We start from the raw sequence: 24,441 nt of genomic DNA on the forward strand, positions 1-24,441 counted from the left end.
TACTCAAAAAATTAATCGCACTTTTTAAAGTGCGGTTAATTTCTTCTTCCTATTTTGATTGTAAATCTTCCATCATTTGTTTTATTGCATCCTCAATTGAATCCCCATGATTTTTATGAGAAATCCATCGAAATATCACAGGATAACCTTGCTGTACTAATTTCTCTGCCAATTTTGGCGCATTAAATGGTCGCATTTTCTTACGCTGTTCAATACGTTTAAGTTGTTCTGATGTAAGCTTGGGATCTCGCTCAGGATATTCTTCATACTCACCTAAAGTGATCAATATATGCTTAGGACTTGACTTAATCCAAGGCATTGTTTGTGGTAAAAATGAACCATTCCCCCACCAAAGTGATGGACTTGCTAATGTGTAATATTGAAATAAATCAGGCTGGTGAAATAATACATATAATCCGAATAGGCCACCAAATGAATGCCCGAAGAAAAACTGTTTCTCTGGATTAATATGGTATTGCTGTTCAATTTCTGGTTTAACTTGGGTTTGGATAAAACGTAGAAAATCTGAAGCCCCTCCACCATTTTTAAAATCCTCCCCATTCACTGGAAAAGTATAATCCCGTTGACGTTCTGCTATGGCATAGGCATTCTCTGACACATAACCAATTCCGACAATAAGCGGTAACTCTTGAGTGGGATCCGCCGTATTAACCGCAATGGGAAATTGTGCATTACCATCAAGCATATAAAGCACTGATAATGGTTTATTGTTAGCCTTAGGTTCCGCAATAAATAAACGATATGTCTTACTTTCAAAAAGAAGGTCTTTTTGATGAATTTTATAAAGTGTATTCATATTTTCGTTAATTTTAGGAATGATAAAATCAGGAGTAGCAAGAATCATGGGCGTATAAAAAACACTCAATAACGCACCAATACATGTCAAAAGAGTTAAGAAGATTCGTTTCATTATTAAAATATCGACCGTATTACTACGGCCGATGATATAGTCAAAATTATTTTATGGCTTTCTCAAGTTCTGCGGCAATCACTTCCATTGATTCTAGTCCACCAAACGCCAAATACCAATTCGCCGCATCTAAATATATGATGTGCTTATTTTTATAAGCATTAGTCTGTTGAACAATGGCATTATCTAATACCTTTTGTGCATTATTGACTTTATCTGTCACCGCTGCCGTACGATCTACCACAAGCAAATAATCTGGATTTTTTTCTAAAAGATACTCAAATCCAACACTCATACCATGTGTCGATGATTTAATATTGGGATCAGCAGGTTTAAAACCAAATTTCTGGAAGACCATACTATAACGAGAATTATCACCAAAAGTACTAATTTTACTTTCATTCACTAACACAAGTAAGGCAGTCTTTCCTTTCGTCTCATTCGCAACTTGTGACACTTTAGCATCTAAAGCATCTAATTTTGCTTTTGCTAGTGCTTCTTTATTAAAGATTTTACCTAATGCAGTAACATTTTCTTGGAAGCTTGAATAATAATTCGAGTAATCATTTTCCACATAGAACACGGGCGCAATTTCTTTCAATTTATCCAATAATTTTTGTTGACGCGGTGCGGCAATAATCAGGTCAGGATTCAGTTCATTAATCGACTCAAATGCTGGCTCAGGTAATGAACCAACATCTTTAAATTTATCTTGTTTAAACTCATCTAAATAAGTTGGAATATGTCCTGCTTTAGGGAAACCCACTATTTTATCAGTTTCTCCTAATGCTCGTAGGGTATCAGCCACACCAAAATCTAACACAACTACTTTTTGTGGATTTTGCGGCACGGTTTGTTCTCCTGCTGCATTTTTAACAATAATATCCTGCGCATTTGCCATCGTAGAAGCAAACAAAACAAAGCTAAGTGCGGTTAATTTTTTTAATGTTTTCATAAAGGATCTCCTATTTAAAATACACGGCAATTTTTTGTCGGTTAATTTTTTGAATTGGAATTTCCATATCATAAATATTTAGCAACACCTCTGATTGCATTATCTCATCTACTGAGCCTTGAGCGACCAGCTTCCCTCGCTTCATCGCAACCATATAATCAGAATAGCAAGAGGCGAAATTAATATCATGAATCACAATGACTACTGTTTTGTTCAGTTCCGTCACAAGCTTTCTCAATACTTGCATAATTTGTACCGAATGTTTCATATCTAAATTATTCAGTGGTTCATCAAGCAAAATATAATCAGTATCTTGTGCTAGTGTCATGGCAATATAAGCCCGTTGTCGCTGTCCCCCACTCAGGTTTTCAATATATTGCTCACGAATATCATCTAAGTTCATATATTTAATGGCATTATCAATAAAAGTGCGGTCAATTTCTGTTAGGTTTCCTTTCGAGTAAGGAAAACGACCAAACGCCACTAATTCTTCCACCGTAATTCGTAGATTAACGTGATTCGATTGTTTTAATATCGCCATTTTACGCGCAATATCAGTGTTTTTTTGTTCTTTTAATGGCAAATGATTCAAATAGACTTCGCCACTATCAGCTATTAATAAACGGCTGATAATACCCAGTACGGTACTTTTCCCCGCCCCATTTGGCCCAATAAATGAAGTGATTTTTCCTGTTGGGATCACGAGTGAAACATCATCCACCACTTTTTTTTCGCCATAAGATTTACAAATATGCTTAATTTCTATTGCCATTTTTTATTTGCTCTTAATAACAAAGAAAGAAAATATAATCCGCCTACAAAATTAATGATAACGCTTAGCGGCGTGCTGAATGTAAAGACCTGTGTCAATAAAAATTGCCCACAAACTAACGTAAATACAGCAAGTAACATCGCGGCAGGAATCAAGAGTTTATGGCGATAATCCTGCATAAATTCAAAGGTAATATTCATCACAAGAAGCCCTAAAAAAACTAAGGGGCCGACAAGAGCGGTCGAGACAGATGTTAAAATAGCTACAATAATCAACAATTTTTTAACCATATGTTGATAATCCACACCTAGATTCAGTGCCTGTTCTCGCCCTAATGCCAACACATCAAGATACTTCCAGTAACGTAGGCTATATAAAATCACCGTCACTAACATCGCTAACGCCAGCCAAAGAATCTTAGTATTAATCCGATTAAAACTCGCAAAACCAAAATCTTGCGAAATTTGAAACTCATTTGGATCAATCAACACCTCCATAAAGGTAGTTAAGCTACCGAAAAAAGTGCCAAAAACAATACCAACGAGCAATAAAAAGAAAATATTTTGTGATTCTCTTTTAAATAAGAAATGATAGAGCACAAGCATAAAACCAATCATTACACCTGTACTCATAAGAAATAGGGCAAAAGGATTGATAGACAACAATGTCTTTGAACCAAATAAAAATAAAATTCCAGTTTGAATCAATAAATACAATGAATCTAGCCCTAAAATACTTGGCGTGAGAATACGATTATTCACTACTGTTTGAAATAGCATCGTCGCAAGGGCAATAGCAATGCCAGTTATCACAATAGCGGATATCGTTAATGCCCGATTATTTAAAGCATATTGCCAACGATTTGGTAAATGATACCCAAGAAATAATGCAATACTAACAAGTGCGAATATGCCTAAAATCGCAATACGAAGTAAGGATGATTTACGCATGACGGTACCTTTTCAATAAAAAATACAAGAAAATACCGCTCCCCATCACACCAACTACTGCATTAATAGAAATTTCATAAGGATAAATCAAACAACGCCCCAAAATATCGCAAAACAATACAAAAACGGCACCTAAAAGTGCGGTGTGAGAAAGAATTTTTTTGAGATTATCGCCCAAATATAGTGCAACTAAATTTGGAATGATAAGACCCAGAAAAGGAATTACCCCAACAGAAACAATAATAATCGATGAAACTGTTGATACAATAAGTAAACCTATATAAAGCACTTGGTTATAATTTAGCCCAAGATTAGTAGCGAAATCTTTTCCCATTCCTACAATCGAAAAACGCTGTGCAAATAAATAAGAAATAATCAGCATCGGCAGGCTAAAATAAAGCAATTCATAGCGCCCGCTCATCACTAGTGAAAAGTCCCCTTGAAGCCAACCAGAAAGGTTTTGCAATAAATCTTGTTGATATGCAATAAATGCTGTGATTGAACTGATCACATTGCCAAACATCATTCCCACCAATGGCACAAAAATAGTATCTTTAAACTTTAAACGGGAAAGAATGCTCATAAATAATAGCGATCCAATAAAAGAAACAAGCACAGCAATAGCTGTTTTTAAAAGCATTGATGCACCTGGAAAAAAGAGAATGGCCAATAAAATGCCAAGACGCGCACTATCCATTGTGCCTGCAGTTGTGGGAGAAACGAAGCGGTTTCTACTTAATTGCTGCATCACCAACCCACAAATACTTAAAGAAGCACCAGCAATCAAAATACTTACTAAACGAGGCACTCGACTATCTAGAAATATTTGCCATTGACTATCTTCCAAATTGAATAAGCCCCTCATAGTGACGGAACTTACCCCAAGAAAAAGTGAAATAACCGAAAGCAAAATAAGCAGAAAAATCCAATATCGCCGTTTAAACATCATTATAATGAGAATAATTATTGATTATAAGAGGATAGCATATTGAATGATTAAAAGAAATTTAAATTAAATACGTGTGTAGTTCATCTTTTCAGATCATGATAATGCATCACTTCAGCCGCTAAAAGTGCGGTAGTTTTTTCCACTATTTTTCCATTCGATTATTTGCTCAATTAACGAAATTAATTTATCCCTTTCAACACTATTTAGTTGATTAAACAATCGATCCAACTGATAAACCTGTTCTGTCGGTTGTAGCTGACTATCCGTAATTAAATCGGATACTCGACATTGAAAAAGCTGTGCAAACTCATATAAACGCTCAACATTTAAGGCAATAGTGCCTCGCTCCATACGCGAAATAGCATCATTGCTCAATCCTAATAATTCCGCTACCTGCGCCTGAGATAACCCCGATACCTTACGATATTTAGCAATCGTGGCACCAACTCGCTTATTTATCTCAATTTTTTCTTTCACACCATATTCTTCATTTCATTTTTAATGGAATGAGTATAGGCATTCACCTTTCAATAAAAAGAGAATTAAATTCTTGTAATTAAGAACAAAACACTTAGAATAATTACTATTTTATAAAATAATTTTTTGCCCGAACCAACCTTACAAACAAAGTCTATAACATAAGCCATTATCTTGTTGCTGAAGGAAGAACCATGTTAAGAAAACACGAAAAACTCGCTGAACGTTTAGCTTCTATTTTGGTGGAATTGAATACCACAGGGCAAATTGATATTAATGAACTAGCAGAACGCTTTTCTATCGGCATTCGCACCTTACAAAAAGATCTAAATGAGCGGCTTGTTTTTCTAAATTGGGAACAAAATGGACCGCGCTTTTATCGTTTAAACCGCGCCCAACTCGGTGTATTCACTAAAGAAGATATTGAACGATTTGCCCATTTCGCTAGTGTGCAAGATCTTTTCCCTAAAATAGATCGTGAATTTTTTCAACATAGTTTAAATGAAAGTATTGCCGTTAAAGGATTACATTACGAAACAATTCAGCATCGCCAACAAGAATTTAAACAACTTCAAAATGCAATTGAAAAACATTTCATTGTGCAATTCACCTATCAAAAACTCGGCACCCAAAGTGCCTCAAATCGTGAAATTGAGCCCTATGTATTGTTAAATAAAAATGGGGTTTGGTATCTCATCGGCCTTGAAAAGGGAAAACAAAAAACCTTTTGCTTTACTCAAATCCATTTTTTAAAAATAACAGATAAGACATTCAAACCTGATGAACAATTTCTCTCAGAAATTCAAAAAAGCGACAGCATTTCTCACGGCAATCAAATTAGTGAAGTTGTGATCAAAGTAGATGCTTCCGTTGCCCATTATTTCACTCGACGTAATTTGCTACCGAACCAAGAAACCATCCGAAAATTAGAAAATGGCGAGCTTCTACTCTCTTGCAAAAACATTCACGAGTTAGAAATTATTCCATTGGTGCAATATTGGATTCCATTTTTAACTATCGTCAGCCCGAATGATTTGCAAGAACGAATGATTGTTAAGTTGAAAGACTATATGGCAAATATTGGAGCTTAACGATGGAAATCACAGCAAATAATTACCGCACTTATTACCAAAATTTAATAAATCAACGTGCTAGCTTTGAAATTTATCAAGTATCACTCACCGATATGATTTCCATCTGTGGTGAACTAGAAGAATATATCGAAAAACAAAACCTAAAATGCCGAATTTATACAGAAAAACGCATGACAAGCTTACTATCATCAGTACTAAATAAACGCTATGGCATTTTATCTGCCGCCTTTATCTTGGCACATAATCTTTTAACTTGGAGTCCAGATTATGAGATTAGTCGAGATTTGGCGAATAATCGGATTAATGTTAAGTATAAAAAATAACCTAACCAATATAAGGAAAACATATGGCTTATCGCAAAGATGAAGATCTTGAGTTTTTAGCAAAATGTTCTAATGAAGATTTAGAACCTTTAGTTGAAATTCTAATCAAGGATAAAGATGGACAAACTCGTTATACAGAAGAATTAACCAAAAGTAAGAAATACATGCGTTATTCACCTGATCACAAAAAATATTGGGAGGATATAGCAGCGGAAATTCAAACTTTTGGTGCAAACACTATTGCCACAATTTTCCGCTTTGGCAAAGGTGTGACTTATAAAGAAATTCTTTGTGATGTTTGCCAAGATTTAAAAGTTAATTTCAATGAAAAATCTAGCACTTCAGCAATTGAAAAAAATCTTCTAGACAAAGTGTATACGCAAGCAATTGAAGAACTTTCTAACGAAGATCTAAAAAAATTAGCAGATGCAGTTGATATTCCTATAACTAATCTCTCATACCAAGCGACTGTTGCGGCAGTACAATATGCACTCATGCAAATGCCTTATTTTGTACTACAACGTATGTTAATAAATGTGATTCCAATGACTATTGGAAGAAACCTATTATTAAGTCGTTTAATTGGAGTTGCTGCAGGACCTATTGGTTGGGCATTAACTGGAGCTTGGACAGCCTTTGATTTAGCCGGGGCTGCAAAACGTGTTACGGTACCTGCTGTAATCCAAATTGCTGTATTACGCAAAAAATACAGATAATTTATAAACTCAACTAACTATATAAGGAGCAAGTATGCCTTTACCATTTATTCTTGGCGGTGCAGCACTTCTGGTTGCTGGAGCTGGTGTCAAAAAAGCTGTTGACGGTTTTCAAAAAAAATCAGTTGCAGATGATATTGAAAAAGAAGCCGATGCAAAATATAAAATTGCTAAATATGAATTTGACAAGAGAGAAAAACAAACCGAAGAACACCTAACTATTCTTGGAAATTTACAACTAAAAATTGGTAGTGATTTTGCAGAGTTTAAAACAATTGCAGAAAATTTAATTAAAAAGTTAGAACATTCATCAAACAAAGATATTCGTGTGAATGTACCAGAACACAAATTAAATCAAATAGCTGATGTTTCAATTTCTGCCACAACCTATATGAGTCAAGTTGTTGGTGCTGGAGCAGCTGGTGCAGCTGCAGCTTATGCTGTATATGGTGGTGTTATGGCATTAGCTGCCGCATCAACAGGCACACCAATTGCACTATTATCTGGAGCAGCTGCTTATAACGCGACAATGGCTGCTATTGGAGGTGGTGCAATCGCCGCTGGAGGATTTGGCATAGCTGGAGGAATGGCTGTTTTAGGCGGGGTTGTTGCAGCACCTGTTGTTGCCGTTGCAGGTTTTGCATTTGACAATTTTGCAGAAAAAAAATTAGAACAAGCAAAAGATTTTAGAAAAGAATCTAGTGAAGTAATAAAGAAACTTGAAATAGCAAGAAAACACTTATTTAAAATTTCTTCTTACTCTGTAAAAATTCAACATGCTTTACAAGATATTTATAAAATATTTAACCAATACTTTAATGATCTACAAAAAATGGATCTTTTCATTCGTCATGGTGAAGATATTAATAAATTAGAGCCTGTGATTATCAATGTAGTAGAAAATGGCTATCTTATAGCTGCAATATTGGCTGATATTATAGATACACCACTATTTAAAGTGAAAAAAGATGAGAATGGTAACCTAATCTTAAAAGATAAAGCAGTTCAAATTGAAGTCGATGAGCATGGTAACCAAATCATTAATGAAGAAGAAATTGAATCTGATATTCAAAAGGCATTAAAAGATATTGAAAAATTCAACTAAGAATATTATGGCAGGAGATCCCTGCCATTTTTGTAGGAGCTGACATAATGACAACAACTGTAGTAGAAACAGAATTTGATGTATTAAAAGAATTTGAAAAAACAGTATTAGAAAAACTTGTTCAATCATTTGGATTAGATTTTATCTTATTGAACGACAAACTAGGTGGGGAAGTTGATACAATCCATAATGTTCGGCAAGGTATTTTCGCAACAAAAAAAGAAAAAGAAAAATATCAAAATAGATCTAAATACGATAGCCACCAATATCATGGAGATCAAAGATATATACAGTATAACAAACATCTTTCTGAATTAAAGAAACAAGGTAATTTAACTGACGGGTATACCCATAAACAATTTGACCCTAATAATATTATCAATTTAGATCATATTATATCAGCTAATGAAATCCATAATGATCCAGCGAGAATATTAGCGGAACAAAATGGTGTTGCACTTGCTAATGATAAAAGTAATTTTGCCCCGACACATCAAGCTATTAACAAAGCTAAAAATGCATCAAAAATGTCTGACTTTGTTGAGTCTATGGATAAAAGAGTTGCATATAAAAAAGAAGAATTACAAAAAATAAAAGAAAAACTTAAAGATAATAGCTTATCAATAAATGAGAAACAAAAACTAGAAAATAAAGAGAGAAATGCTGAAGAATACATTAAAGCTTTTGAAGCTGCAGATAAAAAACAGATGTTAGAAAAAGATAAAAAAGCGAGAGAAATTTATAATACTAAAATTAATTTTGCTTACTATAGTAGCAGTAAATTCTTCAAAAATACCGCAAAAGAAGCAGGAAAAAAAGGATTGCTAATGGGCGGAAGACAAGCTATAGGTATGATTATTGCTGAAATATGGTTTGAATTGAAAGAGAAATTACCTCTTATATACAAAGAAATAAAGGATAATTTTAAACTTGAAAAATTTTTAGAAAGAGTCAAAGAAACCTTAGAAAATATATTTGAACGAGTGAAAGCAAGATTTAACGATCTCATTAATAGCTTTAAAAACGGAATTTTATCTGGAATTATATCCAGCCTACATACAACCGTAATGAATATTTTTACAACCAGTACAAAGATGGTGGGTAAGCTCATTCGGGAAATGTGGGATACGCTTGTTCAAACTGCAAAAGTAGCTTTTTTTAATCCTGATAATTTAGCTACAGGTGATTTATTAAAAGAAATTCTAAAATTAATCTCTTTCGGTATATCTACTTTAATAGGAACAATCATTAATTCACAATTACAGACTTATTTAAAAATTCCATTTGGTGAAGAAATCTCAATGTTTTTAAGTGGGTTAGTAAGTGGTGTACTTATGCTTGGCTTTACTTATTTTTTAAGTTATAGCCAAGTGATGAATAAAATATGGGATTATCTTAATTCATTTAAAACACGCTATGAGAAAATGATCGAACACATGAAACAAATTAATCTTGAATTAGATCGCTATCTCATGGAGCTATCAAAACTTGAATTTAATCTAAATACCGATGAATTAAGTCGATTTTCAACCTCTCTTTCTCAAACAAATAATGAATTAGAGCGAAAAGTATTACTGATTCAGGAAATCGAGAAACGTGGCATTGATTTGGGCTATGATCCAAAACAAACAGATGGCTTTAAACATCATCTTGTACAAATTCAGAAAGAATATCATGGAAGCTAATACTCCTTTTCCTTGTAATGCTTGTGGTAAATGTTGTCGCCATGTCAATTTAAGTGAACAAACTGTTTACTTAGATCGAGGGGATGGTGTTTGTCATTATTTTAATGAATCTACAAATTTGTGCTCTATATATGAAACTCGACCACTAGTTTGTCGCGTAGAAGATTACTATAAAACCTATCTTACACATATCTGTGACTGGGATGAATTTATTGTAATTAACCAAAAAATTTGTGAACAATTACAAAAGTGCGAACCAACCTTGCAATCTAGCTCACTATAATCCTCACCAATCTGATGAAGTTTCAGATTGCCCTCCTTAGATCTTAATACAAGTGCGGTCATTTTCTGCAAGTTTTTCAGGGAATGATCGCCTTTTTTATTATAAATTCAATAGGACAATAGTTATGTTAGGTAACATTTTAAAAATTGCTGGAGCTGGCGTATTAGCTTTTGGTGCAAAGAAAATTTATGAATTAATTCAAGATAAAAAACTAGAGCCTTCAGAAATAGAGGAACATTGGAAAGATGATTATAGGGAAATGGAAGCAAGACGCGCAATGAAGGAAGAACCTGATCCAGCAATGAAGTTAGCAAAAGGCGGAACACCAAATTTACTTGAGACAGAAGAATTTTATCAAGAACTGAAAAAAACTTTACCTAAAAGAGCGTTGGAATGGACAGATGAACAAAAAAATGAATTTATTCGTTTGACATTACATATTTTTGAAGGCGTAGATGCCTGGGATTATATTCATGCAGAGGATCCCCTAAATATTTTTGAACTTACTCAAACAAAGGGAAGAACAATCGATTACTTGCGATTTATTGCGGAAACATTACCTGGCTTACAACAAACATCACGTCTTCTTTATATTATTAAAGAAGTTGAGCGTATTCGTAAGCGTCAAGAAAATCCAATTTATGATTTAAATCAGATACCAAGTGTTAAATTTCAGGATATTGGTTTGAAGCTCGCAATAATTAATCAATTAATGTTTAAAGATGAAACTCTAAAACCAAAGTTTTTCCTTGAAATATTTAGAGAAGAATATAAAAAATATTTTTTGAATCCATTATATGGATTAGATAGAGAAAAAGCTGGTGAATATATGAGAGATCTAGATATTCCAGTTAGCCTGTTAAACAAAATAGAATATTTAGAAATAAACCCAACCTCAGAATTTTACCGACAAATCTATATTAAAAAAACATTTGATATTAGCGAGTTTTTTCTTAAATCACCTCGCAATAGCCAATACATTCCATTGTTTAATATAGGATATTCAACAAGTGATATTGAAAATGAATTGTCATTATTGCCAAATCTAAAGGAAATAAGAATCAATTTATCTAAAGAAAATTCAAAAAAAAATTTTCATTAAGCGATTTAGGATTATATGAATATGTTGTAAGAATTTTAGAGAATAAAAACATCAAAATTGTGATTAATTAAATCTATACAATCCAATAAATATTATTAATAAAAGCGCAGATAATTTTCTTTAAGTTTTACAAATAATGATCGCCTTTTTATTATAAAAAAATTAAATATAATAATATGCGAACCAACCCTACATAGGAATCTCATAAACTCCTTTACTGAATAAAGTAAAGGAGTTTTTATGTCTATAAAAATTATAGGTTGCGGAAAATGCGGTAATAACATAGTAGATTATTTACAACAACTCAATTTACCACGAGTTGAATATTATTCAATGAATCTTTCATCAAAAAATGAAAAGGAATATCAAATAGAAAATACTTTTTCCTTAGATGAAATACCAAAAAACTATCGTGTTCCATTTTTGAAAGGCATATTATTTGATGCTAAACCTTGCTTTATACTGGCAGGTCTAGGTGGAAAAACAGGTAGTCAATTAGTAATCGAGCTAACAGAAATAGCCAATCTACTCAATATCAAGCCTTATATTATTGTCACAACACCTTTTAAATTTGAAAGCCATAAAAGAAAATCACAAGCAAACTTAGTTATCGAAAAGCTTCAAAAGTTAATGTGTAATCTTTATATCGTTTCAAATGAGGATATAACAGAAAAAACTTATAAATTTAAAGGGTTAATAGGCTCATTCGCAGCTATTCATCAAAAATTCTATGAAATTATTAGTGCCAAAATAGTACCTATAAAATATCCATTCCCATAAAAAATATAAAAAAAACTTGTTGCATTCTCCTTATTTTTCCAGTAACTTGATGACTAGTATCTGTTTGGAGATTTAATATGTTTATTATCCGTCGTCACCATCATCACTATTTAACTGAATAATCTTTCAGGTTTTTGGTGTGCTTGGAAGATTTCTTCCGAGCTGACAGGATAATCTAAATGTTACCCCTCGGAAGGCAACTTTCGAGGGGTTTTATTTTATGGTGATAAAAGGAGATTATACTATGCAACATCACTATTTATTCAACACATCAAATTTTTACAGTACAGTATTCACTATTTAATTTATAAGGAAAAACAAAATGTTATCAAATCCTGTTGTTATTTCGATCATTGTTTTGCTCACTCTTAGCTTACTGCGTATTAATGTAATTATTGCTCTTGTGATTGCCTCTCTCACAGCTGGGCTTTGCGGTGATCTAAGTTTAAGTAAAACTATTGAAACCTTCACTGGAGGCCTAGGTGGCGGTGCTGAAGTGGCGATGAATTATGCGATGCTTGGCGCGTTTGCTGTTGCGATTTCTAAATCGGGTATCACTGATTTAATTGCTTATAAAATTATTACCAAAATGAATAAAACGCCTACTTCTAGCAACTTAGTATGGTTTAAATATTTTATTTTTGGGGTACTCGCCTTATTTGCCATTTCATCGCAAAATCTTCTTCCCGTACATATTGCCTTTATTCCTATTGTTGTGCCGCCACTACTTTCTATTTTTAATCGTTTAAAAATCGATCGCCGTGCTATCGCTTGTGTACTCACCTTTGGTTTAACCGCTACTTATATGTTACTTCCCGTTGGTTTCGGTAAAATTTTTATTGAAAGTATTTTAGTAAAAAATATTAATCAAGCGGGGGAAGCTCTCGGATTACATACTGATGTTGCACAAGTTTCTCTTGCGATGCTCTTGCCTGTAAGCGGTATGATTTTAGGCCTGTTTATTGCTGTATTTATTAGTTATCGTAAGCCACGTGAATATGATGTTACTATTGAAGAACCCACTACAAAAGAAATTGAAGCTCACATTGCAAACATTAAATCAAAACAAATTATTGCCAGTGTCATTGCGATTATAGCCACATTTACCACGCAATTAATGACAAGTTCAACTATTATTGGTGGGCTAGTCGGGTTAATTATTTTTGCTGTATTTGGTATTTTTAAACTTAAAGAAAGTAATGATATTTTTCAAAAAGGGTTACATTTAATGGCGATGATCGGCTTTGTGATGATTGCCGCATCTGGTTTTGCGAATGTCATTAATGCAACAACAGGCGTCACGGATTTGGTTCAAGGTTTAAGTAATGGTGCGGTACAGAGCAAAGGGTTAGCGGCGTTTCTGATGTTACTAGTCGGGTTATTAATTACCATGGGAATTGGGTCGTCATTCTCTACAGTGCCGATTATTACTTCTATTTATGTGCCACTTTGTTTATCTTTCGGTTTTTCTCCATTAGCCACTGTAGCCATTGTAGGTGTTGCTGCCGCCTTAGGAGATGCGGGCTCCCCCGCCTCTGATTCAACATTGGGTCCAACATCAGGATTAAATATGGATGGCAAACACGATCATATTTGGGATTCCGTTGTTCCAACCTTTATTCACTATAATATTCCATTATTAGTGTTTGGCTGGATTGCAGCCATGTATCTTTAGCGATTATAATCCCCCTTTGGGGGATTTTTATGACGATTCAATTACTTATTCAACGTCTGGAACAAAAAGTCCAGCACCTTTATCAAGATTATTTACCTCAACGTGAAGAAAAAATCTTTGCTAAATTTGACCGCTCTTTATTTAGTGAGTACGGGCAAACTGTCGGTTTTTATCTAACTGAGCTAAACCAAACGCTTGATAAGATTAAAATGTTAGAATCGGATATTCCCACTCACTATGCCTATCTAGCAGAACGTTTAGTAGCTCAGTGTACGGTGCTTTCAGAAGCATTAGCACGCAAAAAAAATACGTTAAATACTCAATCCTCATTAGCTACATTCGCGCCCGTTAAAAGTCCACAACATAACATTCACAGGTTACCGCCAAGAGAACGTCTAGAAAAATATTATGAAGCATTAGAAAAACTAAATAAACTTTACCAGGAACAATGTGATTTAGCACGAACATCTCCCCTTCACGATGATGCGATTCGCCATACACAGCTCGCAGAACGTTATAAGCAACGCCATCAAAAATGCCAAGATGCGATAGATCTATTAGAAGAATATTTGGCATTCAAAGAAGAACAAGAAAATCACACTTTATAATGGGGATTATCATATTAAATCTGCCAATCAATGGGATTTATCCCATTTTCTTCTAAATATGTATTCGTTTTAGAAAAATGATGACAACCAAAGAAACCTCTATGTGCTGACAAAGGAGAAGGATGCGGAGCCGTTAAAACAAGGTGACGAGTGCGGTCAATAATTTGCCCTTTTTTTTGTGCGTGACTACCCCAAAGTAAAAATACGAGTTTTTCACGATGTTCATTAAGCGCCGTAATAACACGATCAGTAAACGTTTCCCAGCCAAAATTAGCATGTGAATGTGCCATGCCACGCTCCACGGTAAGCACAGTGTTAAGTAGCAATACCCCTTGTTCTGCCCATTTGACTAAATAACCATGTGATGGCATTTGAAATCCAGAAATATCTTGTGTGAGTTCTTTATACATATTTAATAAGGAAGGGGGGATGGCTACTTCAGGTTTTACCGAAAAAGCCAATCCATGAGCTTGGTTTGGACCATGGTAGGGATCCTGACCTAAAATCACTACTTTCACATCTTCAAAAACGGTATATTTAAATGCATTAAATACATCTTCTTGTGGGGGATAAATCGTTTTCCCGCTTGCTCTTGCAAGATGAACCTGTTGTAGCGCATGTTGAAAGTAAAGTTGTTCTTTTTCTTTTCCAATAACATCTGTCCAGGTTTTCATTATTGTGATCCTATTAATAAGTTTATTCTTATTATAAACAAAAAAATTAAGGCAATAAAAAGCTTAAAAGTTAAATTAATGTTAAACAGTTTTAGATAAACCACTATAGAAATGACTAAAACTTAATTTAGATCAAGTTTTTAAAATTATCCTAAAAAGATAACCTGTTCTTTATCAAAAAAATCTAAAATAATTTGAAACCTTCAAATTATTTGATAAAATTTATACAGTTTTTATGATTATTCAATGCCAATTAGGAGGCTATTATGATTAAAGGTATTCAAATTACTCAAGCAGCAAATGACAATTTACTTAATTCATTCTGGTTATTAGACAGCGAAAAAAATGAAGCGCGTTGTTTATGTGCAAAAGGCGAATTTACTGAAGACCAAGTTGTTGCAGTGAGCGAATTAGGTCAAATCGAATACCGTGAATTACCAGTAAATGTAGCACCAACTGTAAAAGTTGAAGGCGGTCAACACTTAAACGTAAATGTATTACGTCGTGAAACTTTAGAAGATGCGGTAAACAACCCGGATAAATATCCACAATTAACTATCCGTGTTTCTGGTTACGCAGTACGTTTCAACTCTTTAACGCCAGAACAACAACGCGACGTTATCACTCGTACTTTCACTGAAAGCCTATAATTTCAGTTTGAATGAAAAAAGAAACCCTGAAGTCATTCGGGGTTTTGTTTTATCTAAAATTTGACCGTACTTTTCCCTTTCATCCCTAGCGATTTCCATGCTTTTCAGGTACAATCCGCCAGTTAAATTTATTGATTTTTTTGAGAAAAACTATCTTTTATGAAGAATATTCGCAACTTTTCTATTATTGCCCATATTGACCACGGTAAATCAACGCTTTCTGACCGTTTGATTCAAACTTGTGGTGGCCTTTCGGATCGCGAAATGGAAGCGCAAGTGCTAGATTCTATGGATCTTGAGCGTGAGCGTGGAATTACCATCAAAGCACAAAGTGTTACCTTAAATTATAAAGCCAAAGATGGAGAAACTTATCAATTAAACTTTATCGATACACCAGGACACGTGGACTTTTCCTATGAAGTGTCTCGCTCTCTTGCTGCTTGTGAAGGGGCTTTGTTGGTGGTCGATGCAGGTCAAGGAGTAGAAGCTCAAACCTTAGCAAACTGTTATACCGCAATCGAAATGGATTTAGAAGTGGTACCGATTTTAAACAAAATCGACTTGCCTGCTGCAGATCCTGAACGCGTAGCGGAAGAAATTGAGGATATCGTGGGAATTGATGCAATGGAAGCGGTTCGATGCTCAGCTAAAACGGGTGTTGGTATCGAAGATGTATTAGAAGAAATCGTTGCAAAAATTCCTGCACCGGAAGGTGATCCTAATGCGCCATTACAAGCATTGATTATTGATTCTTGGTTCGATAACTATTTGGGTGTGGTATCTTTAGTTCGAATTAAAAACGGGGTATTACGTAAAGGCGATAAAATTAAAGTGATGTCTACAGGACAAGCTTACAATGTTGATCGCTTAGGGATTTTTACACCAAAACAAGAAGATACTACCGTTTTAGAATGTGGTGAAGTTGGCTGGGTAGTTTGTGCGATTAAAGATATTTTAGGTGCACCAGTTGGGGATACTTTAACGCTTCAACATAATCCAGCAACTGAAGTTTTACCAGGCTTTAAAAAAGTAAAACCGCAGGTTTATGCTGGACTTTTTCCTGTAAGTTCTGATGATTATGAAGCGTTTCGCGATGCCCTCGGCAAATTAAGTTTAAATGATGCCTCACTTTTCTATGAGCCAGAAAATTCTACCGCACTTGGTTTTGGTTTCCGCTGTGGTTTCCTTGGCCTTTTACATATGGAAATCATTCAAGAGCGTCTAGAGCGTGAGTATGATTTAGATCTTATCACTACTGCACCAACGGTAATTTATGAAGTGCAATTAACGAATGGTGATGTTGTTTACGTCGATAGTCCATCGAAATTGCCTCCACTTAATAATATTGCTGAAATCCGTGAACCGATTGCAGAATGTAATATGTTAGTGCCACAAGAATATTTAGGTAACGTCATTACTCTTTGCGTAGAAAAACGTGGCGTGCAAACTAATATGGTATATCACGGTAATCAGATTGCGCTGACTTATGAAATTCCAATGGGCGAAGTTGTTCTAGACTTCTTTGACCGTTTAAAATCAACATCGCGTGGTTATGCTTCGTTAGATTACGGTTTCAAACGTTTCCAAACTGCAGATATGGTTCGCGTGGATATTATGATTAACAGCGAACGAGTAGATGCGTTGGCTTTAATCGTTCATAAAGATAATTCACAATATCGTGGTCGTGAATTGGTTGAAAAAATGCGTGAGTTAATTCCTCGTCAGCAATTTGATATTGCTATTCAAGCAGCGATTGGAAACCACATTATTGCTCGTTCTACGGTGAAACAATTACGTAAGAACGTATTGGCAAAATGTTATGGTGGTGACGTGAGCCGTAAGAAAAAACTCTTACAGAAACAGAAAGAAGGTAAAAAACGTATGAAATCTTTAGGTAATGTAGAAGTACCACAAGAAGCATTTTTAGCAATTTTACATGTAGGAAAAGATAAATAGGGAAAATTATGTCAAATTTATTTTTTGTGATTTTACTAGCTGTTGGTTTTGGAGTATGGAAATTATTGGATTATTTCCAATTACCAAACACATTCAGTATTGTACTGCTAATTTTGACCGCACTTTCAGGGGGCTTATGGTGCTACCATTATTTTGTGGTAACACCAAAACGGAATCGTAAAATCACACGTGCTGAACAGCGTTCAGGTCAGGCATTAACAGATGAAGAAAAAGCAAAAATTGAACCGGTCTCTGAGACTTCTGAATTTTTATCATCTCTTTTTCCAGTACTTTCTGTCGTATTTTTAGTGCGTTCTTTTTTATTTGAACCATTTCAAATTCCTTCTGGCTCAATGGAGTCAACCCTACGAGTGGGCGATTTTTTAATCGTAAACAAATATACTTATGGCATCAAAGATCCTATTTTCCAAAATACAATTATTGCTGGAAATAAACCTCAACGTGGGGATGTCATTGTATTCAAGGCACCTGAACAAGCTTTAATTCGTACGGGCCTAGGTGCAACTCGAGCGGCTTTTGCAGAAAATTTAGCGCTAAGCTCAAAAGATAATATGTCTGGTGTCGATTATATTAAGCGTATTGTTGGAAAAGGCGGAGATCGCGTCATTTTTGATCCGGAACAAAAAACGCTAAAAGTGGTATATGGTAAAGAAGGTAAGCCTTGTGAAATTGATTGCGAAACCAAGGCGTTTGAATATACACAAAATCCAACAAATCCTGCTTTTCCTAATGAATTAGAATTAACTGAAAAAGGTGATGTGACACATAACGTGTTAATTAGTGAATATCGTCGTTATTCAGGTCCTGAGTTTTTCCCACAAGAAGGTATGCAAACTGCAGAATGGCTTGTGCCAGAAGGACAGTATTTTGTGATGGGTGATCACCGCGATCACAGTGATGATAGCCGTTTCTGGGGCTTTGTGCCTGAAAAAAATATTGTGGGTAAAGCCACTTATATTTGGATGAGCTTAGAAAAAGAAGCGAATGAGTGGCCAACAGGTTTCCGTTTTGATCGTTTCTTTACAGCAATAAAATAAGATGAATCATTTAGATCGACTTGAGCGTAAAATCGGCTATCGTTTTAATGATATTGCGCTCTTAAAGCAGGCACTTACGCATCGAAGTGCGGCGACTCAACATAATGAACGCCTAGAATTTCTAGGCGATTCTATTCTTAATTTCACTATCGCTGAAGCGCTTTATCATCAGTTTCCACGTTGTAATGAAGGTGAACTGAGCCGTATGCGTGCTACTTTGGTGAGAGAGCCCACTTTAGCGATTTTAGCGCGTCAATTTGAATTGGGCGATTATATGTCTCTTGGTTCTGGTGAGCTAAAAAGCGGTGGTTTTCGCCGTGAATCTATCCTTGCAGATTGCGTAGAAGCGATTATTGGCGCAATGTCTTTGGATCAAGGATTGGCTGTGACAACCCAAGTGATTCGAAATTGGTATCAACAATTATTAGCTGAAATTAAACCTGGTGATAACCAAAAAGATGCAAAAACTCGTTTACAAGAATATTTACAGGGTAAACATCTTCCATTGCCAACTTATGAAGTGGTCAATATTCAAGGGGAAGCCCATTGCCAAATTTTCACTGTTGAATGCAAAGTGAAAAGTGCGGATAAAATTGACCGCACTTTTGTAGCAAAAGGATCTAGCCGTCGTAAAGCTGAACAAGCGGCAGCAGAACAAATTTTAAAAGAACTGGACATCAAATGACCGAACAATTCGACAAAACCTATTGTGGCTTTATTGCTATCGTAGGTCGCCCAAATGTGGGTAAATCAACACTCTTAAATAAAATTTTAGGACAAAAAATTTCAATTACATCACGTAAAGCCCAAACCACGCGTCACCGTATTGTTGGAATTAAAACTGAAGGGGCGTATCAAGAAATCTATGTGGATACTCCAGGACTTCATATTGAAGAGAAGCGTGCTATTAACCGTTTAATGAACCGAGCAGCAAGTAGTGCTATCGGCGATGTTGATTTAATTATTTTTGTCGTAGATGGCACACACTGGAATGCAGATGATGAGATGGTGCTAAACAAATTACGCAATGCAAAAGCACCAGTTGTGCTTGCTATTAACAAAGTAGATAACATCAAAAATAAAGATGATTTGTTACCGTTTATTACAGATCTTAGCAGTAAATTTAATTTTGCTCACATTGTGCCAATTTCTGCACAGCGTGGTAATAATGTTCATGAATTAGAGAAAATTGTACGCCAATCTTTACGCGAAGGTGTCCATCATTTTCCAGAAGATTATGTCACAGACCGTTCGCAACGTTTCATGGCATCGGAGATAATCCGTGAAAAATTAATGCGTTTTACTGGTGAAGAATTGCCTTATTCTGTTACTGTTGAAATCGAACAGTTCAAAGTGAATGAACGTGGCACTTATGAAATAAATGGCTTAATTCTCGTTGAACGTGAAGGCCAGAAAAAAATGGTGATTGGTGCGGGCGGTCAAAAAATTAAAACTATTGGTATGGAAGCGCGCGCTGATATGGAACGTTTATTTGATAACAAAGTCCATCTTGAACTTTGGGTGAAAGTAAAATCAGGTTGGGCTGACGATGAACGTGCACTGCGTAGTTTAGGATATATGGATGAATAAAGTGCGGTAATATTTCTGATATTCTTAAAATCGCATTATGCTAAGCATAATGCGATTTTTCCATTTATAACAGTTATAAATTTTCCATAAAAAATATCCCTTTATTTTTCCTGTTCATTCAATTTAGCAACTACTTTTTCAGTCTTTTATCTACTATATAGGGATCAAAATTGCGGAGGAATCCAACTAACAAGCTTTGATTATAAAATGTGGTAAATAAACATCCTATATTTAAATTATTTGGCATAAATAGTACAAATTAAGTATAAATTTGGACAATAAATAACACGATTGCCGATATACACATAAAAGGTGCAAAGGGCAAGAATCGGGATTTTAGTCGATAAACTAATGTAAAAACGATTCCTAATAAGCATGCTATGAGTAAAAAGTGCGGTAAATGTGACAATGGAATAAAACTACCTACCCCTAATGACAACCACCAATCACCTTTACCAAAAACTTCCTTGCCATAATAAACTTTTGCCCCTCCATAAATGAGCCCAAAAACAAAGAAGAAACCAGCTGAGCTTTGCAAGCTTTCGATTAACGATAAGGGGGAAAAATAGAAATAAGCCCCTAATACGCCTAAAACAAATAATGCTAAGCAAAGCGTTGGAGAAATAAGTTGATAATGCCAATCAAGGTAACTCATTGTCCAAAGCATAAGAAGTACTACTCCAGCCCATAATGAGAGAGATTCATCTTTTAATATCAAATGCAAAAAGAGAAATAAAAAACCGACACTAAAAAAGTAAACTAAAATATGACCGCACTTTTTCTGTTGAATTGTCGAAGCATCAGGTTGAAAAAATGGGGCATTTTCTGGGAACAATTCAATATAAGCATCGTAAATATCTTTCTGTAAACAAGTAATAAACTCTGATACATAGCACCATAAAACTACGCCACTAATCGCACCGAATAAAAATGAGGCTAAGTAAATCATTAAATCACTGCTCCCATATTAAAGATAGGTAAATACATTCCCATCATAATAATCCCAATCAGACTGCCGATGATCACCATCATTAATGGTTCCAGCATTTGTGAGAGTAAGTCAATTTGATGATTAAGTTTTTCTTGGTAATTATCCGCGATATGCTCTAGCATCAAAGCGAGTTTTCCGCTTTGCTCGCCAATTTGTAGCATTTGTTGTGCTTCCATCGGGAAAAGATCGCTACTTACGCTATTAGAAAACGCATAGCCTTGAGAAACCCATTGTAAAATTGACCGCACTTCTTTATCTAATACGATGTCATTTACAAGCGTTTTCTTTGTTTGCCACGTTTGTGTGCGAGGGAGAAAACTGTTTAGTGCTTGATTAAGCGGTACGCCAGCCTGCAACATAATTTGTAAACTTTGACTAAAGTTCACTAAACGTGAAAGCTTTTGAATTGTGCCAAAAATAGGCGTGATAGAAATAAGTTGATTTTTCTGTTGATGAAACCAGGTCTGGCGTTTTAGATAGAAGTAATAAAATAGAAAAAAACTAAAGGAGAAAAATAGCAAAATCCCAATATTTTGCTTAAGAAAATTAGATATAGAGAGCAATATTGCGGTTATTGTTGGTAACTCAGCATTATTGCCACTGTACATTTCAGCAAATTGAGGCACGATAAAAAACAGTAATGCGAGTGTTAGTAATAGTGAAATTCCTAACACCATTGATGGGTACAGCATGATTTTCTGTAATTTACGTTGTAATGCTAAAGATTGGCTGCGATGTGTGGCTATTTTTTTACAAACAACGGAAAGTTTGCCTGTCATTTCTCCCACTTGAATTAGTTGAATTTCTTGTTGAGTGAGATATTTCCCTTGTTGTTCAATTGCTTGTGAGAATGCTAAACCAGATTCAATAGATTGAAGCAGTCGTTCAAGCCATTCATTGAGCATAATTTGAGTGCAATTTTGTTGCAAAATTTGCAGGCTGTTTTTTAACGGAATTGCGGACTGTAGCAATGTCGCTAATTGATTGAGTAATTCACTGATTTCTGAATTTTTGGGCTTTGCCCCAAATTGCCAGTTTTGTTGTAATTTGATGTGAGTAAGCCCGCGGCTTATTAATTGAAAGTGTGCTTGTTGTTTCGTATCTGCAATAATTGAGCCTTTTTGTTTCTGATTTAATGCGTTACTACCTTGATAATAAAAGAGTTTTTTAGTCATGAGTTTTTACCTAACACACGTTCAATTTCTTTCTCATCTGTTATGCCTTGGCTAACTTTTTCTAAACCACTCGCATGTAAATTTTTAAAATCCGTTTGATAGCCATTCTGCTGCCAATGTAGAAATTGGTACACGCCGATTCGACCTCGATAGCCTTGATGGCAATCACAAGAATTTATTAAATTTCCCCCGCACTTTGGACAGATTTTTCGTACAAGACGCTGAGCAATGACGAGCAGTAAACTGTTTTCAATTTCATGTTGTTGAATACCGAGTTGGTGTAAGCGAGAAATGGCAGATATTGCATCATTGGTATGTAAAGTTGAAAGCACCAAATGCCCCGTTTGGGCGGCACGTAGTGCAATCATTGCACTTTCTTCATCGCGAATTTCACCTAACATAATAATGTCTGGATCTTGGCGTAAAAAGGCGCGTAATAGTCGGTTAAAATCTAATCCAATCTGTGGATTAATTTGGCTTTGAATAATGCCATCAAGCTCAATTTCAATGGGATCCTCAGCGGTCATAATATGTTTATCTGGTGTATTCAGCCACTGAAGTGCGGTGTAAAGTGAGATACTTTTCCCACTTCCTGTTGGGCCGGTTACTAAAATTAATCCTTGTGGTTGGCTAAGCGCGCGTTGAAATGCTTGCTGTTGACTCTCGGTCATGCCCAGTTCAGCAAAGCTGAGTTCTACTGGTTTATTTTGCTGTGCTCTCAGGACAACTTTCTCTCCCCAATGAGTTGGTAGCGTTGAAAGACGGAAATCAAGAATATCGGAAAACGTAGTTTTAAATTGAAATCGTCCATCTTGTGGAAGGCGAGTTTCACTGATATCTAATTTAGCAAGCAGTTTTAGGCGAGAAATAATTCGATTAGCCAAATTTTTACTAAGTGGAGGTTGAGCTTGTAAAACACCGTCAATTCTAAACCGCACTTGGAAATGATCCGATAAGGTTTCCAAATGAATATCTGAGGCATTGTTTTGTAAAGCGGATTCAAAAATTTGATTAAGCAAGCGAATGACAGGCTCATCATCTTGTTGTTCAAGATGGGACTGTTCTTGATGTTGGTAATATTTAACTTGCTCTTCCACTTGAAATTGATTCGGAGCAAGTTGCTGTAATAGTTCTTTAAGTTGAGTGCTTTCTAATAAAACTGGCTCAACAAGCTTACCAGTTATAAACGCAATAGTTTCACAGGCGGAAAGATTAGAAAGGGAATCTACACCTAGCCAAAGACGATTATTTTCTTCTTTGAGTGGTAACGCAAAATAACGTAAGAGCAGAGACTGTTGTTGCTGATTACGCCCCCATAACTCTGGCGAGATCGTAAATATCTCGCCATTTTGTGCTTTTACACGAGGTTTTGCACTAATTAAGTCGATCATTTTGAACAGAATCCAGCAGGGAAAATATCGGCATTCGTTGTCCCACAGGTGGTTTTCCATGTAACGCCTTTTGCACTATCGCCTTCAGCTGTGAGTGTGTAACTCATTCCATCTAATGTACCATTACCCGCTACTGTTATTGCGCCGTTGCTTGTTGTCACTGATTTTACATAGCCTTTTGCTGTTGTAATATCAGCCGCAATTCCATTGCTTCCTCCCGAGCAAGTGGAAGGGGCACCTGTGCTATAAACGCATAATTCCACATCTGACTTATAAGGTGCGGAAGCTTGCAGTAATTCGGATACTGCGGCTTTTTTGGTATAATTTTGATAAGAAGGAATAGCGATAGTGGCTAAAATCGCGATGATGGCGATGACTATCATCAATTCAATTAAGGTAAACCCTTTTTTCAAGGTAGTTTGTGTAGTTAGTTTCATTTATTTTCCTTTCGTTAAGCCTTTATTGGCTGAAATATTGTGAAAAGGGAAAATTTTTTTGTAAAACAGACCGCACTTTTTCTGCGATCCTGATCGCAAAAATAGGAAAAATGT

Annotated in this window: 26 protein-coding genes and 1 other annotated feature; of the genes, 15 read left to right on the forward strand and 11 right to left on the reverse strand. The window is 35.3% G+C overall.

What is annotated here, in order from left to right:
• Nucleotides 1–49: 49 nt before the first annotated feature.
• The 6 genes from KKW16_RS04485 to KKW16_RS04510 form a co-directional block, all read right to left on the reverse strand.
• Nucleotides 50–931 (reverse strand): alpha/beta hydrolase, encoded by an 882-nt coding sequence (locus KKW16_RS04485; protein WP_502793452.1) that lies wholly within the window; start codon nucleotides 929–931, stop codon nucleotides 50–52.
• A gap of 46 nt (nucleotides 932–977) precedes the next feature.
• Nucleotides 978–1,886, reverse strand: a complete 909-nt coding sequence (locus KKW16_RS04490) for a siderophore ABC transporter substrate-binding protein (protein WP_215767950.1) — start codon at nucleotides 1,884–1,886, stop codon at nucleotides 978–980.
• Between the two features lie 10 nt (nucleotides 1,887–1,896).
• Entirely contained in the window at nucleotides 1,897–2,658 is a 762-nt protein-coding gene (locus tag KKW16_RS04495) for an iron ABC transporter ATP-binding protein (RefSeq protein WP_215767951.1), read from the reverse strand.
• A complete protein-coding gene (locus KKW16_RS04500; RefSeq protein WP_215767952.1) occupies nucleotides 2,649–3,608 on the reverse strand; it encodes an iron chelate uptake ABC transporter family permease subunit in 960 nt (319 codons plus the stop codon). Before KKW16_RS04500 ends, KKW16_RS04495 begins: the two co-directional genes overlap by 10 nt.
• Nucleotides 3,601–4,554: an ABC transporter permease gene (locus KKW16_RS04505; RefSeq protein ID WP_215768022.1), complete on the reverse strand. Its 954-nt coding sequence runs from the start codon at nucleotides 4,552–4,554 to the stop codon at nucleotides 3,601–3,603. The genes KKW16_RS04500 and KKW16_RS04505 overlap by 8 nt, the downstream gene beginning before the upstream one ends.
• Nucleotides 4,555–4,668: 114 nt before the next feature.
• Nucleotides 4,669–5,034, reverse strand: coding sequence for a helix-turn-helix domain-containing protein (locus tag KKW16_RS04510; RefSeq protein ID WP_139989751.1), 366 nt, complete (start codon nucleotides 5,032–5,034; stop codon nucleotides 4,669–4,671).
• A gap of 194 nt (nucleotides 5,035–5,228) precedes the next feature.
• Between KKW16_RS04510 and KKW16_RS04515 the strand changes: the two genes are divergently transcribed.
• The 10 genes from KKW16_RS04515 (at nucleotide 5,229) to priC (ending at nucleotide 14,405) form a co-directional block, all read left to right on the forward strand.
• Nucleotides 5,229–6,125: a helix-turn-helix transcriptional regulator gene (locus KKW16_RS04515; RefSeq protein WP_215767953.1), complete on the forward strand. Its 897-nt coding sequence runs from the start codon at nucleotides 5,229–5,231 to the stop codon at nucleotides 6,123–6,125.
• Nucleotides 6,126–6,127: 2 nt separating this feature from the next.
• A complete protein-coding gene (locus tag KKW16_RS04520; protein ID WP_215767954.1) occupies nucleotides 6,128–6,451 on the forward strand; it encodes a hypothetical protein in 324 nt (107 codons plus the stop codon).
• Nucleotides 6,452–6,474: 23 nt separating this feature from the next.
• Complete coding sequence (locus KKW16_RS04525; protein WP_215767955.1) at nucleotides 6,475–7,167, forward strand: YaaW family protein; 693 nt, start codon at nucleotides 6,475–6,477, stop codon at nucleotides 7,165–7,167.
• A gap of 34 nt (nucleotides 7,168–7,201) precedes the next feature.
• Nucleotides 7,202–8,272 (forward strand): chemotaxis protein, encoded by a 1,071-nt coding sequence (locus tag KKW16_RS04530; protein ID WP_215767956.1) that lies wholly within the window; start codon nucleotides 7,202–7,204, stop codon nucleotides 8,270–8,272.
• A gap of 47 nt (nucleotides 8,273–8,319) precedes the next feature.
• Nucleotides 8,320–9,957, forward strand: a complete 1,638-nt coding sequence (locus KKW16_RS04535) for an ATPase (protein ID WP_215767957.1) — start codon at nucleotides 8,320–8,322, stop codon at nucleotides 9,955–9,957.
• On the forward strand, nucleotides 9,947–10,240 hold the full coding sequence (locus KKW16_RS04540; RefSeq protein WP_215767958.1) for a YkgJ family cysteine cluster protein: 294 nt from the start codon (nucleotides 9,947–9,949) through the stop codon (nucleotides 10,238–10,240). The genes KKW16_RS04535 and KKW16_RS04540 overlap by 11 nt, the downstream gene beginning before the upstream one ends.
• Nucleotides 10,241–10,364: 124 nt before the next feature.
• Nucleotides 10,365–11,342, forward strand: coding sequence for a DUF6892 domain-containing protein (locus tag KKW16_RS04545; RefSeq protein WP_215767959.1), 978 nt, complete (start codon nucleotides 10,365–10,367; stop codon nucleotides 11,340–11,342).
• Between the two features lie 240 nt (nucleotides 11,343–11,582).
• The gene (locus tag KKW16_RS04550; RefSeq protein WP_215767960.1) at nucleotides 11,583–12,122 is read left to right on the forward strand and encodes an FtsZ/tubulin family protein; all 540 of its coding nucleotides are present in this window, start codon (nucleotides 11,583–11,585) and stop codon (nucleotides 12,120–12,122) included.
• A gap of 97 nt (nucleotides 12,123–12,219) precedes the next feature.
• Nucleotides 12,220–12,341: a sequence feature (His leader region), on the forward strand.
• A 103-nt stretch (nucleotides 12,342–12,444) separates the two neighbouring features.
• Nucleotides 12,445–13,797 (forward strand): Na+/H+ antiporter family protein, encoded by a 1,353-nt coding sequence (locus tag KKW16_RS04555; RefSeq protein ID WP_140586065.1) that lies wholly within the window; start codon nucleotides 12,445–12,447, stop codon nucleotides 13,795–13,797.
• 29 nt (nucleotides 13,798–13,826) lie between these two features.
• Nucleotides 13,827–14,405: a primosomal replication protein PriC gene (gene priC / locus KKW16_RS04560; protein ID WP_215767961.1), complete on the forward strand. Its 579-nt coding sequence runs from the start codon at nucleotides 13,827–13,829 to the stop codon at nucleotides 14,403–14,405.
• A gap of 14 nt (nucleotides 14,406–14,419) precedes the next feature.
• Here the strand turns inward: priC and ung are convergent, their stop codons facing one another.
• Nucleotides 14,420–15,079, reverse strand: a complete 660-nt coding sequence (gene ung / locus KKW16_RS04565) for a uracil-DNA glycosylase (protein ID WP_215767962.1) — start codon at nucleotides 15,077–15,079, stop codon at nucleotides 14,420–14,422.
• Nucleotides 15,080–15,345: 266 nt separating this feature from the next.
• Between ung and grcA the strand changes: the two genes are divergently transcribed.
• The 5 genes from grcA to era all read left to right on the forward strand — a co-directional run bounded on the left by grcA (nucleotide 15,346) and on the right by era (nucleotide 20,333).
• Nucleotides 15,346–15,729 (forward strand): autonomous glycyl radical cofactor GrcA, encoded by a 384-nt coding sequence (grcA, locus tag KKW16_RS04570; RefSeq protein ID WP_139989742.1) that lies wholly within the window; start codon nucleotides 15,346–15,348, stop codon nucleotides 15,727–15,729.
• A 159-nt stretch (nucleotides 15,730–15,888) separates the two neighbouring features.
• Nucleotides 15,889–17,685: a translation elongation factor 4 gene (gene lepA / locus KKW16_RS04575; protein ID WP_215767963.1), complete on the forward strand. Its 1,797-nt coding sequence runs from the start codon at nucleotides 15,889–15,891 to the stop codon at nucleotides 17,683–17,685.
• Between the two features lie 8 nt (nucleotides 17,686–17,693).
• Entirely contained in the window at nucleotides 17,694–18,743 is a 1,050-nt protein-coding gene (gene lepB / locus KKW16_RS04580; RefSeq protein WP_215767964.1) for a signal peptidase I, read from the forward strand.
• Nucleotide 18,744: 1 nt separating this feature from the next.
• Nucleotides 18,745–19,428 (forward strand): ribonuclease III, encoded by a 684-nt coding sequence (gene rnc / locus KKW16_RS04585; RefSeq protein WP_005628729.1) that lies wholly within the window; start codon nucleotides 18,745–18,747, stop codon nucleotides 19,426–19,428.
• Nucleotides 19,425–20,333 carry a GTPase Era gene (gene era / locus KKW16_RS04590; RefSeq protein WP_005657841.1) on the forward strand — a complete coding sequence of 303 codons (909 nt, stop codon included), beginning with the start codon at nucleotides 19,425–19,427 and terminating at the stop codon, nucleotides 20,331–20,333. The genes rnc and era overlap by 4 nt, the downstream gene beginning before the upstream one ends.
• A 259-nt stretch (nucleotides 20,334–20,592) precedes the next feature.
• Here the strand turns inward: era and KKW16_RS04595 are convergent, their stop codons facing one another.
• The 4 genes from KKW16_RS04595 to ppdD are packed head-to-tail and all read right to left on the reverse strand — an operon-like array spanning nucleotide 20,593 to nucleotide 24,327.
• Entirely contained in the window at nucleotides 20,593–21,282 is a 690-nt protein-coding gene (locus KKW16_RS04595; RefSeq protein WP_215767965.1) for a prepilin peptidase, read from the reverse strand.
• A complete protein-coding gene (locus KKW16_RS04600; RefSeq protein WP_215767966.1) occupies nucleotides 21,282–22,499 on the reverse strand; it encodes a type II secretion system F family protein in 1,218 nt (405 codons plus the stop codon). Before KKW16_RS04600 ends, KKW16_RS04595 begins: the two co-directional genes overlap by 1 nt.
• The gene (locus KKW16_RS04605) at nucleotides 22,496–23,890 is read right to left on the reverse strand and encodes a GspE/PulE family protein (protein ID WP_215767967.1); all 1,395 of its coding nucleotides are present in this window, start codon (nucleotides 23,888–23,890) and stop codon (nucleotides 22,496–22,498) included. The genes KKW16_RS04600 and KKW16_RS04605 overlap by 4 nt, the downstream gene beginning before the upstream one ends.
• Nucleotides 23,887–24,327, reverse strand: a complete 441-nt coding sequence (ppdD, locus tag KKW16_RS04610) for a prepilin peptidase-dependent pilin (protein WP_215767968.1) — start codon at nucleotides 24,325–24,327, stop codon at nucleotides 23,887–23,889. Before ppdD ends, KKW16_RS04605 begins: the two co-directional genes overlap by 4 nt.
• Nucleotides 24,328–24,441 lie beyond the last annotated feature (114 nt).

Source organism: Haemophilus sp. SZY H8, from assembly GCF_018829755.1.
Taxonomy (GTDB): Bacteria; Pseudomonadota; Gammaproteobacteria; order Enterobacterales; family Pasteurellaceae; genus Haemophilus; species Haemophilus haemolyticus_K.

Bases quoted from the DNA above. Each gene is read 5' to 3' on its own strand.
- KKW16_RS04520 (WP_215767954.1), top strand. From the start codon at position 6,128: ATGGAAATCACAGCAAATAATTACCGCACTTATTACCAAAATTTAATA.
- KKW16_RS04545 (WP_215767959.1), top strand. From the start codon at position 10,365: ATGTTAGGTAACATTTTAAAAATTGCTGGAGCTGGCGTATTAGCTTTT.
- rnc (WP_005628729.1), top strand. From the start codon at position 18,745: ATGAATCATTTAGATCGACTTGAGCGTAAAATCGGCTATCGTTTTAAT.
- KKW16_RS04500 (WP_215767952.1), bottom strand. From the start codon at position 3,608: ATGCGTAAATCATCCTTACTTCGTATTGCGATTTTAGGCATATTCGCA.
- KKW16_RS04490 (WP_215767950.1), bottom strand. From the start codon at position 1,886: ATGAAAACATTAAAAAAATTAACCGCACTTAGCTTTGTTTTGTTTGCT.
- lepA (WP_215767963.1), top strand. From the start codon at position 15,889: ATGAAGAATATTCGCAACTTTTCTATTATTGCCCATATTGACCACGGT.
- grcA (WP_139989742.1), top strand. From the start codon at position 15,346: ATGATTAAAGGTATTCAAATTACTCAAGCAGCAAATGACAATTTACTT.
- lepB (WP_215767964.1), top strand. From the start codon at position 17,694: ATGTCAAATTTATTTTTTGTGATTTTACTAGCTGTTGGTTTTGGAGTA.
- KKW16_RS04515 (WP_215767953.1), top strand. From the start codon at position 5,229: ATGTTAAGAAAACACGAAAAACTCGCTGAACGTTTAGCTTCTATTTTG.
- ppdD (WP_215767968.1), bottom strand. From the start codon at position 24,327: ATGAAACTAACTACACAAACTACCTTGAAAAAAGGGTTTACCTTAATT.
- KKW16_RS04485 (WP_502793452.1), bottom strand. From the start codon at position 931: ATGAAACGAATCTTCTTAACTCTTTTGACATGTATTGGTGCGTTATTG.
- KKW16_RS04495 (WP_215767951.1), bottom strand. From the start codon at position 2,658: ATGGCAATAGAAATTAAGCATATTTGTAAATCTTATGGCGAAAAAAAA.
- KKW16_RS04525 (WP_215767955.1), top strand. From the start codon at position 6,475: ATGGCTTATCGCAAAGATGAAGATCTTGAGTTTTTAGCAAAATGTTCT.
- priC (WP_215767961.1), top strand. From the start codon at position 13,827: ATGACGATTCAATTACTTATTCAACGTCTGGAACAAAAAGTCCAGCAC.
- KKW16_RS04605 (WP_215767967.1), bottom strand. From the start codon at position 23,890: ATGATCGACTTAATTAGTGCAAAACCTCGTGTAAAAGCACAAAATGGC.
- KKW16_RS04550 (WP_215767960.1), top strand. From the start codon at position 11,583: ATGTCTATAAAAATTATAGGTTGCGGAAAATGCGGTAATAACATAGTA.
- KKW16_RS04505 (WP_215768022.1), bottom strand. From the start codon at position 4,554: ATGTTTAAACGGCGATATTGGATTTTTCTGCTTATTTTGCTTTCGGTT.
- era (WP_005657841.1), top strand. From the start codon at position 19,425: ATGACCGAACAATTCGACAAAACCTATTGTGGCTTTATTGCTATCGTA.
- KKW16_RS04530 (WP_215767956.1), top strand. From the start codon at position 7,202: ATGCCTTTACCATTTATTCTTGGCGGTGCAGCACTTCTGGTTGCTGGA.
- KKW16_RS04555 (WP_140586065.1), top strand. From the start codon at position 12,445: ATGTTATCAAATCCTGTTGTTATTTCGATCATTGTTTTGCTCACTCTT.
- KKW16_RS04535 (WP_215767957.1), top strand. From the start codon at position 8,320: ATGACAACAACTGTAGTAGAAACAGAATTTGATGTATTAAAAGAATTT.
- KKW16_RS04595 (WP_215767965.1), bottom strand. From the start codon at position 21,282: ATGATTTACTTAGCCTCATTTTTATTCGGTGCGATTAGTGGCGTAGTT.
- ung (WP_215767962.1), bottom strand. From the start codon at position 15,079: ATGAAAACCTGGACAGATGTTATTGGAAAAGAAAAAGAACAACTTTAC.
- KKW16_RS04540 (WP_215767958.1), top strand. From the start codon at position 9,947: ATGGAAGCTAATACTCCTTTTCCTTGTAATGCTTGTGGTAAATGTTGT.
- KKW16_RS04600 (WP_215767966.1), bottom strand. From the start codon at position 22,499: ATGACTAAAAAACTCTTTTATTATCAAGGTAGTAACGCATTAAATCAG.